Origin of the sequence: Paenibacillus sp. NRS-1760 (assembly GCF_050467785.1) — a bacterium.
Classification (GTDB): Bacteria; Bacillota; Bacilli; order Paenibacillales; family Paenibacillaceae; genus Pristimantibacillus.
Genome location: NZ_JBITPK010000021.1, coordinates 577,623 through 590,377, shown reverse-complemented (window position 1 = coordinate 590,377; position 12,755 = coordinate 577,623). Strand labels below are relative to the sequence as shown.

Sequence of the window (12,755 nt, the reverse complement as noted above, 5' to 3'; positions counted from 1 at the left end):
ATTCATTCGATGAATAAGTGGCTGTGTATGATATGTATTGGCATTTTAATGACATCAATGACCGCGTGCAGCTCTGGAGGCAGCGGGGAATTGGCAAGTACGGAGAAACCGGTAAGCAAAGAGGGTCAAACAGTCGTTACTTTGTCTATGCAACAATCGAGCGCATTTTATCAGGCGGCAGAGAAAAAGTTTGAAGAAAAGTATCCGGATATCGATCTGCAAATTCAGATCACAGATGATTATCAGAAATACCAAAAAACGACGAATACAGCGCTACTATCAGGGAAAGGCCCGGATATCTTCGAAATAAGCAGCTTGCCTATCGACGATTATGTGAGCAATAAGCTTCTCCTGAACATGGATGAGCTTATGAAGCAAGATAAAACAATGAGTATAAGTGATTTGCAAATGAATATTTTGGATGAATTGAAGTTGAATGGCGGTATGTATGCCATGCCTTTCGGGTTCAGTCTGCGAGCATTCGTAGGCGATGGGGACATTCTTGAGAACAAGAACATTGACGATAAGAACTGGACCTGGAAGGAGTTTGAAAAGACTTCGAAGGAACTGGGGGAGAGTGGCACAGAACGCCGCTATGCTATAGCGAATGACCCGCCGGAGATGCTCCTTCAAGAAATGGTTGTGGATAAATACACAGAGTTCGTTGATCATACAACGAAAAAGGCAAAGTTCGATTCTCCCCTATTTGTGGAAGCAATGCAACAAATTAAAAAAATGTACGATAATAAAGTCATGACTTCGGAACCGGCGGATATAGGCAAGCAAATGTTCTATTCTACCGTTTTGCAATCGCCGGGAGACTTTATCAATGGTCTACATATATTCTTCTCAAATCCAAAGCTGCTGCAAAAGCCAGAACAAACAGGTGGAACGAGGATTATTACCGATTCCCGGTTCGCCATTCAAGCCAAATCTCCTGTTAAAGAGGAAGCTTGGAAGTTTATTGCCTTCTTGTTATCCGAAGAAGGGCAATCCCTGCAAGAGAGACAAGGGTTTTCACTGCTTAAATCTGTGAATGAAAAGCAGATGAACGACATTCAGGAACAAGTTAAGAGCGGAACCTACAAGCTTTCAGACGGGAAAATTCCGAAGGTGTCGGACGAAGACTTTACTCAGTTCAAACAACTCATTAGTACAGCGGATAACCATTCTGATGCGGACGGTAGTGTGATGTCTATTATAGGAGATGAGTCCAGATCATTCTTTGGCGAGCAAAAGTCTGCAGAGGAAGTAGCCAAGCTGATTCAGAACAAGGTGACAACCTTATTAAACGAGTAGAAAAAATTGAAACTGATGCAGCGCATACCATATGCGCTGCTTTTTTTAAAGCTATCAACGTAGAAAATAGTATTTGCTATATTTTCTTTACATAGTATTCTCTCTTTTTTGAAAGCAATAGAATTTGCAGAGCGAAATGTTCTTAGTGTCCCCGGCAAATGCCCAAACAACACTGATCTCGATTGGGACAATCTAAGGGAAAAGGTATATCTCGGGTTGGTATTTGAATTTGACAGATACTGCATATATGCAGTAAATTAAGTTAAGTGCTTAACTACTTTTTGGTGGTGACTTTATGAAAGATTTGCAAGAATACGTACATGATTTACCTCTACATTCGCTCGCTTTTTTTTCCTTAGTTGAAGTAACAGCAAATTTAGTCGATGTATCGGAAAGATATTGGCAATCCAAAGGTTTGAATGGAGCTAGAATTCGAATTTTGGTTGAAATTATGAAGGAAGGAGGTACGATACTACCCTCGATGCTCGCTAAGAAAATTGGTGTTACCAAACCCAATATTAGTCTTTTGCTTATCCCATTAGAAAATGACGGATTAATTCATCGAGCAAGCCATCCTATGGATGGTAGAAAAACGGTGATTTCAATAACAAGTGAAGGCCAGAGCCTCCTGTTGAAAAACTTACCTGAAAATCGTCAAAGGATTGCCGAAAAAATGAAAGTGCTGGAAGAGCATGAATTGAGGCAACTTCTTATTTTGTTAAGTAAACTACAAAGAACTTGACATTTTTTTTGGATATTTGGTTAAGGGCTTAACTAAATTTGTAGTAGGGAGGATGAAATTTGATGACTATCGTCATTACAGGTGCCAATGGTAAATTAGGAAGTTTAATTATCAAGCAACTCCTTCAGAAAGTTTCGGCAGATCAAATTGTTGCCTGTGTTCGAAACCTTAAGAACGCTAAAGAATTTCTTGAGCAAGGAATTGAAGTGCGTCTGTGTGACTACGATAAACGTGAAACTCTTGATCAAGCATTTACCGGAGCTTCTAAGCTATTATTAATTTCAAGCTCTAATAAGGATGATACCATTAGGTTGCGTCAACATGCGCATGTCATAGAAGCTGCGAAAAAATCGCAAGTGGAACAACTCCTATTTACAAGCTTTGCTTTTCTAGGAAATGGCTCAATTCCACCCTCTAATTTGTACTTGGCTACTGAGCATGCTATTCTCACATCAGGAATTCCACATACTTTTCTCAGAAATTCCTTATATACTGATTTTGTTGGAGTACTTGGTCTGGATGCTGCCATAGCTACTGGTGAGCTAAGCATTTACCCCGGAGATTGGAATTTTAATACTGTGACACGTAATGATCTTGCTTTAGGAATAGCAGCAGTTCTTTCCGAACCAGGTCATCAGAATAAGACATATGAGCTTACTGCACCTCGTCCATGGACGTTCACTGATCTTGCGATGGTTCTGTCTGAACTTTCAGGCAAGCCCGTTTCAATCCGTCAAGATCCTCAGATCCAAAACTGGATATTTGGTTTTTTAGGCAAGATTAATACTTCCTCAACCTCAGCAGATTTGGAAAGATTAATTGGCGGTCCAGTCACTACTTTGAAAGAAAGTATTAAGCCATTTATTACAATTTGAAAATATCCCAATATAAGCTAACTGGCAATTTCAGATGAGGGCTCATTCCGAAGGTATGTATTTGGAGCGGGAGTCTTTTCTTTGGGTGGCAGTCAATCTGGCAGATTGTTGACTCAGAATATTTGAATAACGTAAGATTTTCTTAAGTAGATACTGACGAAGAAAAACTATCTAAGATGTTAAAGCTCACTGAAATGGTTTTAAAGGAAAACAATGAATCTCTTAAAGTGAAAGGCTCGACGAATTGGAGAGAGGTATTGATTCAAATACTGCGGTATTGATTGCAAGGTTTCTTTAAAATATGGAACTTGGATGTGCTCTGGGAAAGCCATCCCATCTTTAACTATTTGGGAAAAGGAAGACCGGTATAAATGGCATGAGGAAATGTGGATTAATAGGAGCTATCTTTCGCGGATAGAGAAAAGGGCTTTGATGAAGCTTTATCATGAGTTTATAAGGCGAATCGGTGATAATGAACTGAGCTCTTATATTACATCTGAATTTATCCAATATAGTGATAAAGTCATTGTTGATTGCACGATGTTATATTAGTAAATGAAACCAAATGGGAGAGATTCCATTTGGTTTTTTCTGTATAAACACTCCACACATGTGAAGTGCTTAATATTGAAGGTGCTAACGATGGTTGAGATGTAACAGTATCGCTCGTGCACGTTATGACATGCTGGATTGGCACTTGGCTAATTTAGTCTTGGATGTTTTGATTTCACGCGGAGGAAAGTGTGTGTAGTTTATGGAGCGGTGACCTCCCTTATTATTAACTTTTATATTGGCTTAAGAAATTCGTAAGGTATGAGTAAGAGAAAAGAGAGACTTGATTCATACAATATAAATCAGAGAGAGAACAGCAAATGTGGTTTGTCATAGGGAGAGTGCTGAATGACTATTTTGAATATTGTTAGTACAGCTTCAAGAACAGGAATGCAGTCGGCATGGATGGCATGGGAAGGTTTATTTGATCAAATCACAAAGATACGTAGCGTATCTGTGACACAGTATGGCATATGTAAGCTAGTTGTTAGAAAGCATCAGGGGAAGAGCATAGCTTGTCATGATGGATACTATATAAATGCAGGAGATTATGTGGGAGAACTGCATCTGGATAATCAGAAGGTGTTGGAGCTGTCGCGTACAAAAGGTGCGGATCGTACAGCATTAATGACAGCACGGATGCTGCGTAAATCGCTTGAACAAATCAGTTATGCGATGGAACATAATCTTGAATTTAGGAAAGTGAAAGCTTTAACTGGCATCACGCTCCTTCACAGAGGGATCATTCACGGATTAGGTTTTAACCAACATCCGATTCAATCAAAGTGTCTTAGAATATGGCTAACAATATACCTGAGATTTCTACTACGAGTGCTACATCCCGTAGGTAAGCAACGTGTGAAGCAGAGCTCTTCAAAGCTGGTTCCAATGATGTTGATGATGTCTAGACAAACGTTGTTACATCGTTATCAAAAAGAAGTGCAATCATGACTCAATGGCTACCTGTCCTGTTTTTAATCGTTTCCTTTGTGTACATGATGATTCCCGTAATATTGTCACGAGTCTTTGGTCTAGGTGTATATAAGAAAGGTATACAAGCACAACAGGCTGAGGTCGCCTTTACTTTCGATGACGGCCCTGATCCACGCTATACACCTGAACTACTAGATTTGCTGAAGGAATATGATGTGTTGGCAACGTTCTTTGTACTTGGTAGTAAAGCTGAACAGTATCCACATTTGATACGAAGAATTCATGATGAGGGGCATCAAGTTGGAATTCACAACTACATTCATAAATGTAACTTACTTATATTTCCATGGAAAATAAAGCGTCAGCATATCAATCGTACGGCAGATATTATTGAGGGAATTATCGGGGAGCGACCTTCTAGTTATCGCCCGCCGTGGGGCGTATTGAGTATGGGCGAATTATTTTGGCTTCGCAAATCATACGACATTGTGCTTTGGTCCGTGATGGGTTGGGATTGGAAGCGTCAAGAGAATTCCGAGAAATTAATTGACCGACTATTAAGTAAGATACAACCCGGATCTATCGTACTACTACATGATAGTGGCGATACGGCAGGTGCTGATGAAGACGCGCCAAAGCAGATGTTGGAGGGGTTACGAATAGTTCTGCAAGAGCTTAAGCACAAGCAGTATGCTTATGTACGGACAGATAAACTATTAAAGAAAAGAGTGGTTAAAGGATATAAAATCGATCAGAATATTCATGCTACACAACACAGCAATAGGCCGGACAGCTTGACGGGGAGTATCAGGTTTCGCGTCGTCGCGGATAGCGACAATGGATAGTTTTCTTCTTTATAACCGGGCCCGCAGATACCTGCGGGCTGTTTTGCTATGGTACTGAGCTCAGGTGAACAACTGGGCCGCGTCCTGCTGGTTCCCGTAGGTCATGAAGTCTGTAGGTGACATCGAGGTGTATTTTTTGAATACCCGGAAAAAGTAAGAGGTGTCATAGTAGCCTAAATAGTTTGAGATATTGGAGATGGACATGTTGGAGTTCAACAACAGGTTACATGCTTCTATCACGCGCAATTGATGGATGTATTTGATCGGCGATTGTCCGATAACCTCTCGGAATACGGCGATCGTATAGTTCGGTGAACGCTGAATTAATCGTGCGAGATCCTTGATCTCAATCTGTTCGCGGTAGTGGTCTAGCAAATAGTGTTTTATCATATCGGCATATTTCGTTTTGATCGGTGTAACCTCGGGCTTCTCTAGTTCTCTTGCGATGATGCCAATCAGCTCTTGCAGGATGCCGTGGCAAATGAAGGTTCTAAAGTTCTCCCCCTGCCGCGTTTCCTCATATAAACGTTCAAATCTTCTATGCAAGTACTGTAGCCTCCACAGCTTGAAATGTACAAATTTCTTATCGTGAAGAAAAGGAATGAATGGCATAGCATCAACTTCATAGTTGAAGATGATCGTAAACTTTTGATGTGGGCCGGAAGGGTGATTTTCACCGGCGCGACGCGAGCCATGTGGAATAAACATAAAGTCTCCCCGTTCACCGGTATAATCTTCGTTTTCAATCCTGTAAGTAACTTTGCCCTCCATGACAAGAACAAGGACATTGTAATTGATAATCTCGGAATGCGTACGCCAATTCGGGATGAAATCGTCAAAATGTACAGCTCTAATTGTCAGCATAAGCATCACCCGTTTAATGAAAATGGTTGCCTTTATTATAGCATTGATAATTATCACAATGTAACCGAAAACGTGTTGAAATCTTCAAGTTAGTGTTGAAATGTACATCTTCCGGAGATTATGTACATCGACAAAGAAAAGGGCTGACTCTTATACTGAAGATAATGCTTAAAGAAGGCGTTATCATTCTAGGGAAAGGGATAACGACATGAAAGCAAGGTAGTCACCGGGCGAACGAGAGCACGGCAAGCGGTGCCGTTGCGGGAGATTCGGGCGAATTCTCAAAGCAGGTGATGCTTCGTAAGAGCGACAGCATCAAGACTGTCCGCGAACAATTTCTCAAGAAATTATGGAGAAATACCCGAATATAAAAATCGAATACGCAGCTCAATTCTCAAGGACGAGGTGTTTGCGTTATTCGAAGGGATGAAGGATGACGGTAGCTTCCATCCGAACACGATGGGAATCTTGGAGCAGTCAAGGGCTAATTACTAGCAAGGAGCTGCAGCAGTTGCAGGGACGAACGACTAATAATCGAAGTAAAGGAGATTGAACGATGCGAGTATTGCTGCTTGATCTTGATTCCACCAGACCTGACCATCTTGGCTGTTACGGGTACCATAGGAATACCTCCCCCCATATTGACCGGATCGCCGCCGAAGGAGTCCGTTTCGATAATTATTACACGTCCGATGCGCCGTGCTTCCCCTCTAGAACGGCGCTTATGACAGGGAGATTCGGCATTCATAACGGGGTTGTCGGTCACGGAGGGACAGCTGCAGATGTGCGCCATGAAGGCGAATCCCGCGATTTCCGCAGCAGGCTGGCCAGTGAAAGCTTCCCTTCGCTGTTCCGCAGCGCGGGGATGAAAACCTCACTTGTCAGCCCGTTCGGAGAAAGGCACACCGCCTGGACGTTCTATGCCGGCTTCAATGAAATTTACAATACGGGCAAGGGCGGCATGGAGTCGGCTGAGGAGGTGACGCCGGTCGTGCTCGAGTGGCTTGAGCGCAATGCCGAGCAGGATGATTGGATGCTTTACGTAAATTATTGGGACCCGCATACGCCATATCGTGCGCCGGAGGAATTTGGGAACCCGTTCAAGGACGAACCGCTCCCGGAATGGATTACCGATGATATATTTGCAGCGCACCGGGAAAAGGTGGGACCGCACAGCGCGCTCGAGATCAACATGTATAACAACCGTGTCTCGCCCCAATATCCCCGTCATCCCGGGGAACTTGTGGATCGCAATGATCTCCGCCGTATGATTGACGGGTACGATTGCGGTGTGCGCCATATGGACGATAACATCGGTATGATTCTGAACGCGATGGAGAAGAAAGGCATTCTGGACGATACCGTAATTATTATAACGGCTGATCACGGAGAGAATATGGGCGAGCTTGGCATCTACGGCGAACATGGTACGGCAGACCAAGCGACATGCCGGATCCCGATGATCATCCGCTGGCCGGGCTGCATAGCCGGTCATGTGGATAAAGGCCTTCACTATCATCTGGATTTGCCGCCGACGATGGCGGAGCTGTTGGGACTTCAGCAGGCGCCGAGCTGGGACGGATGCAGTTATGCCGACTCGATACTGACGGGCGAAGATACGGGACGCGACAGCCTCATTATTTCGCAATGTGCACATGTGTGCCAGCGCAGCGTAAGGTTCGACGAATGGCTCTACATCCGCACCTACCACGATGGCTATCATTTGTTCGACAAAGAGATGTTGTTTCATATCAAGGATGACATTCATGAGCTGCACAACTTGGCTCCCGCCCGCCCTGACATATGCAGAGAGGCTGCATACCGCCTGCTCGACTGGCATGATCAGATGATGATGTCGATGGAGCACGATGTTGACCCGCTCTGGACCGTCATACGAGAAGGCGGGCCCTATCATGCCAAGGGCAACCTCAGCGAATATGCCGAAAGACTGATCGAGTCGGGCAGAGGACGTTACGTGGAGGAATTGAGAAAGAGGCATCCACAAGAGAATTAGCAGTGAAAATGTTGAAATAATTAATGTTTGAAGAAACGCCAGCAGTCCTTTTAAATCAATTTTCATGAGAGAGTTGTTCAATTCAGTGAAAAAATGATTTAAAGGGCTTCTGGTGGCTTACATGTATGTGGAGGGAGGCGAAGGAGTGGAACAAATGAAATCCTGCTGTGCTGCAAGCAGGCTGCATGCGAACATTGAGCCCAGTGTTATAGCGGTCCCAGCACCGTCACAAACTGCCGTTCCGGAGCTGGATCACATCGACTTGGATTGGGCTATCATACCGGGCGGTTCCTTCGAAATGGGAACAATGACTAGCGAAGGGTTTCCAAGCGATGGGGAAGGTCCGGTTCGGAGGGTGGAACTCGAAGCCTTCAAAATCTCGGCTTGCGCCGTGACGAACGCGCAGTTTCGGGCATTCGTGGATGCAACCGGATATCGAACTGAAGCAGAAAGCTATGGATGGTCATATGTCTTCCATTTGCTGGTATCAGACGAAACGAACATCAGGGTTAAAAATGTACCTAGGCAAGTCCCTTGGTGGCTTGTCATTGATGGAGCAAATTGGAACAACCCGGAAGGGCCGGATTCGAGCATTGAGGGTCGAATGGATCATCCGGTCGTTCATGTCTCTTGGAATGATGCAGTGGCGTTCTGCTCCTGGTTTGGGACAAGACTGCCGACGGAAGCGGAATGGGAATATGCGGCACGAGGCGGTTTACAGGGCAGGACCTATCCTTGGGGGGACCTGCTCAAGCCGGACGGTAGGCATATGTGCAATATATGGCAGGGAAAATTCCCAATTAAAAATAATGCAAGCGATGGTTATATCGGTACTGCTCCTGCTCAGTCGTTTGATCCGAACGGTTACGGACTGTATAATATGGCAGGAAATGTATGGGAATGGTGTGCGGATTGGTTCAGTCCTGCTTATCACCGTCAAACGTCTTCAGTGAATCCACGATACACACATGATACAGGCAAAAGGTCGATGAGAGGCGGCTCGTATTTGTGCCACCGCTCCTACTGCAACCGCTACAGGGTTGCGGCGAGAAGCGGCAATACACAAGACAGCTCAACGGGCAACATCGGCTTCCGCGTGGCCGCGGACCTAGTCCCTAAAGTAACTTAACGGCTATCGAAACGGAATAAATGGAGTATCTTAATACTTTCACAGTAACGGTGAATATTACGCCATGTGATCATGGCGTTCAAAATCATGGTTAACCGGAGGATTTTTTGTCGTTGCTCTTGTGCTGAAGCGTTCGGCGCGCTGGCGGACCTGCTGCGAATTTTCTCCAATAAATGAAATGATCAACTGGAAAATATCATACCTGATTACCAGAGGTTGGCGCTGGAGAATGAGAAGGATATCGATCTAATTCAGGGTTATTTTTTCAACTGTTGGAGCAATGGTCAAGGCATCATAATCGAGATGAAAGAAAGAGCCGCTTGCTACTGAAAAAAGTTAATAGATATATACAGCAAAACCTTTGAACCCTATCACAACAGTGGTAGGTGAGCCTATAACGTTGATCTGATGCATAGCGATTTGATTATTTGCAGTTTTCAATATTAGAGGGAAGTAAAGAGTGTCTGCTGTTGTTCTTAGCTAGTTATTTGCATTAGGTTTATTCCATTTAAATTGCAGAAATTCGCTTATTTAAGCGTTTTATTTCTTTATGAAATAAATGGAATTACCCTGTATTAGTTAAGAACATGGGACATCGACTACTTCTAGTTGGCTGCGGAACCGTGCTCTCAAACACGGTTTTTTTACATTATGCTCTAATTGTCAAGACTCTTTTGTTTTGACAATTGTTTGAATGGAGAAATCATGTTATCCGTTAGTCAATTCCCTATGGAGGCAGAAGATGAACGATATGTTCATTTCTGTCCTTTTTTGTTTTTAAAAAAATGAGAAAGTGAGGAGTTAGAAAAAATGTAATCGACGAAGTTTAGGCACCTATTATAAATAGATTGGTAGGTAGATTAATTAATTTGAAACTTCCTCCTATGTATTTTTTAATTTTAGCTCTGGCAAGCGGTGTCGTTCATTGATATACAGGAATAGCAAATGTTATCCATTACTAAACTCCAATTTATATCTTGCGCTGATATAAGTGATGAGTTGAACTTATCCACATTCACTTCAAATACATAATGCTGCAATCCCTAAAGCCTTTAAACACAGCATATCGGGTGTTTAAAGGCTTTTGTATGGAAAGTAGGTTTACAATCTTAGTTCGAGGTCGCATTTGCTCTTCTTGTATGATGTGGTTGAGTCAGGGGTTGTATAGGGTGGACGCGCCACTATAGGAATGTAATAATTGACTTTAGGCGAATAGATATTTAGAATTTTAAAGGGAAAAATGTTTACATTTAGTGAAGTTAAAGAAACGAGAATAGGAAATGAGGTTTAAAATGAAGAAAGAGAATAAACAGACAGCAGTATTGGTCGCGGTGCTGCGAGGACTCATCGTTGTCATCGGTGCTTTTATTACGGCCTATGGCCTTGAGGCAGTATTAATTCCGAACAACGTATCGGACGGCGGCGTGACGGGTCTTAGCATCGTAGGGTCGAATCTATTCGGGTTGCCTTTGGGACTTCTCATTGCGATTCTGAATATACCGTTCGTATATTTAGGGTATAAACAGATTGGAAAAAGCTTCGCGATATATTCCGTGATCGGTATTGCTTCACTGGCCGTGGGTACCGTCGTTATGCACCATATTACTCCGATTGTAGAAGGCGATACGCTCCTCGTCACCGTTGTCGGAGGCATCATTATCGGTTTGGGAATGGGTCTTGCTCTTCGGAACGGCGGCGCGCTGGATGGCATTGATATGCTGGCGGTATTGCTTTCCCGGAAGCTTCCTTTCGGTACAAGCGATCTTATCTTATTCCTGAACGTATTCGTATTTATCGTCGTCTCGACCGTATTTGGCTTGCAGGGTGCTATACTATCGGGAATTGCTTATTTTATAGCTTCCAAGGTGATACATATCGTCGAAGAAGGCCTCAGCGGAGCTAAAACGTTTAAGATCATTACCAAGCATCCTGAAAGCATGATTGACACTATTCGCGATCGCTTGGGTCGCGGCGCTACGTATAGTGTGGTGCAAGGCGGCTATTCAAATGAGCATTTTAAAGAAATCACATGCGTCATTAACCGTCTGGAAGAGCGGAAAATGAAAGAAATTATTCGTGAGATTGACGAAAATGCTTTCATCATGGTGTATGAGGTTGCTGAAGTAAAAGGTGGCAGCTTTAAGAAAAAGGACATCCACTAAAATATTTCAATTTCTAATCCCCTTTTGAAGTGACCCTTAAAAGTTAGACGGGTTATTTGATTAGGCGACATTCTGGGAATGAGTTCGGTACTATACCGGGCTCATTCCTTTTCATTTTGCCTTCACTAGCTCATCTCGAGTGCGGTGATAACCTTAGCGCCCTTTTTTAATCTATCGGCCATAAAAAAATTTTTTAGTGTGAAAAATAATAGGCTCTTCGATTGTATTACTAATGTAAGGGCGAGATCAGAAACAACGAATAAAATATTTGAATTTCAACTAAAAACTCTACGAGGTGAAAGAAATGAAAACAAAATTCAAAATGATTACGATGTCCACGATTACCGCATTATCATTAACCTTTGTAGGTCATAGCTATGCAGCTGCTAACCCTTTTTCGGATATAACGAATATCGCGGTAAAGGATAAAATTGTTGCCTTACAAGAGCAAGGCTTAGTCCATGGTATTTCGGACGACTTATTTGCCCCTAATGATACCATCACAGCGGCACAAGGCATTCAGCTTATTGTTAATGCTGCGAATCTGAATCTAGATCTAGTAAGATTTCTTGTAGAACCTAAAGCTACGGATTATTTCAAAAACGCAGACAACAATGCTTGGTATGCGAATGCTTTAATTACGGCAAGCGTTAATGGAGTCGTACTGCCAGCCGATCTGAATCTGAACAAGAAATGGACGCGTGAAGAGTTCACTCACCAGCTTATTAGCACGATTGAAACGCATAGCAATCTTCCAAAGATTAAGCTTGTTCCTGCCCAGATTAACGATAGCACAGATATAACCGTTGATTATGATGGATCCATCCAGCGCGCGCTAGCTTATAACGTAGTGAAACTAGATGAACAAGGGAACTTCCATCCTAAAGCTGAAATCTCTCGCGCTGAGGCAGCGGAACAAATCTACAATGTACTCGAATACATTAAGGCACATCCTGCACCATCGCCACAAACAGATCAAGAATCAGAAACAAACTCAAAAAGATCACCTTCGTCAACAAGTCCACAAATACCAGGAACAAAATAAGATCTACAAAATCGGTTTTCTCAAAATAATATGCGATCTCCCTAATCATGGGGGGATCGCTTATTTTTGACTATAATGAGTATTAACTTTATTTTAAGTGAGTGTTCCTCTTTGGAGCTCGCTTCATGGAACGATTCTCCTTCGATAACGATTTTAGGCAGACTCTGACCATTTCTTGTATGAGCAGTTATATGGATTCCGACCCAAGAGATTGGTTTGCAGGAGGGGACAAAGCGGGGGCGAATTTCGTCCCCAAACGTCGGATATTTATAAGGCGAAGAGATAATTGATGAAA

11 protein-coding genes and 1 pseudogene are annotated in these 12,755 nt (G+C 43.0%); 10 read left to right on the top strand and 2 right to left on the bottom strand.

Features of this window, described 5'->3' with window-relative positions; genetic code table 11:
* Positions 1-9: 9 nt before the first annotated feature.
* The 6 genes and pseudogenes from ACIFSR_RS30600 (at position 10) to ACIFSR_RS30575 (ending at position 5,246) form a co-directional block, all read left to right on the top strand.
* Positions 10-1,299, top strand: a complete 1,290-nt coding sequence (locus ACIFSR_RS30600; RefSeq protein WP_430062461.1) for an ABC transporter substrate-binding protein — start codon at positions 10-12, stop codon at positions 1,297-1,299.
* Between the two features lie 295 nt (positions 1,300-1,594).
* Entirely contained in the window at positions 1,595-2,041 is a 447-nt protein-coding gene (locus ACIFSR_RS30595; protein WP_339208087.1) for a MarR family winged helix-turn-helix transcriptional regulator, read from the top strand.
* Between the two features lie 62 nt (positions 2,042-2,103).
* Positions 2,104-2,916, top strand: coding sequence for an NAD(P)H-binding protein (locus ACIFSR_RS30590; protein ID WP_339208089.1), 813 nt, complete (start codon positions 2,104-2,106; stop codon positions 2,914-2,916).
* A 381-nt stretch (positions 2,917-3,297) separates the two neighbouring features.
* Positions 3,298-3,384, top strand: a pseudogene (locus ACIFSR_RS30585) (RNA polymerase subunit sigma-70); the annotation flags it as partial.
* Positions 3,385-3,816: 432 nt separating this feature from the next.
* A complete protein-coding gene (locus ACIFSR_RS30580) occupies positions 3,817-4,419 on the top strand; it encodes a YkoP family protein (RefSeq protein WP_430062458.1) in 603 nt (200 codons plus the stop codon).
* Positions 4,416-5,246, top strand: coding sequence for a polysaccharide deacetylase family protein (locus ACIFSR_RS30575; RefSeq protein WP_430062455.1), 831 nt, complete (start codon positions 4,416-4,418; stop codon positions 5,244-5,246). The genes ACIFSR_RS30580 and ACIFSR_RS30575 overlap by 4 nt, the downstream gene beginning before the upstream one ends.
* 60 nt (positions 5,247-5,306) lie before the next feature.
* On the opposite strand, the gene ACIFSR_RS30570 is transcribed toward ACIFSR_RS30575, so the two are convergent.
* Together ACIFSR_RS30570 and ACIFSR_RS30565 are read right to left on the bottom strand one after the other, a co-directional pair.
* Positions 5,307-6,110 (bottom strand): helix-turn-helix domain-containing protein, encoded by an 804-nt coding sequence (locus ACIFSR_RS30570; RefSeq protein WP_339208093.1) that lies wholly within the window; start codon positions 6,108-6,110, stop codon positions 5,307-5,309.
* Between the two features lie 484 nt (positions 6,111-6,594).
* Complete coding sequence (locus tag ACIFSR_RS30565) at positions 6,595-6,732, bottom strand: hypothetical protein (protein ID WP_430063201.1); 138 nt, start codon at positions 6,730-6,732, stop codon at positions 6,595-6,597.
* Here ACIFSR_RS30565 and ACIFSR_RS30560 point away from each other — a divergent pair.
* The 4 genes from ACIFSR_RS30560 (at position 6,667) to ACIFSR_RS30545 (ending at position 12,460) form a co-directional block, all read left to right on the top strand.
* Positions 6,667-8,124 (top strand): sulfatase family protein, encoded by a 1,458-nt coding sequence (locus tag ACIFSR_RS30560; RefSeq protein ID WP_430062452.1) that lies wholly within the window; start codon positions 6,667-6,669, stop codon positions 8,122-8,124. The two genes, ACIFSR_RS30565 and ACIFSR_RS30560, sit on opposite strands and share 66 nt — an antisense overlap.
* A gap of 145 nt (positions 8,125-8,269) precedes the next feature.
* Positions 8,270-9,253, top strand: coding sequence for a formylglycine-generating enzyme family protein (locus ACIFSR_RS30555; protein WP_430062449.1), 984 nt, complete (start codon positions 8,270-8,272; stop codon positions 9,251-9,253).
* Positions 9,254-10,545: 1,292 nt separating this feature from the next.
* On the top strand, positions 10,546-11,415 hold the full coding sequence (locus ACIFSR_RS30550) for a YitT family protein (RefSeq protein ID WP_339208096.1): 870 nt from the start codon (positions 10,546-10,548) through the stop codon (positions 11,413-11,415).
* A 304-nt stretch (positions 11,416-11,719) separates the two neighbouring features.
* The gene (locus ACIFSR_RS30545) at positions 11,720-12,460 is read left to right on the top strand and encodes an S-layer homology domain-containing protein (RefSeq protein ID WP_339208097.1); all 741 of its coding nucleotides are present in this window, start codon (positions 11,720-11,722) and stop codon (positions 12,458-12,460) included.
* Positions 12,461-12,755 lie beyond the last annotated feature (295 nt).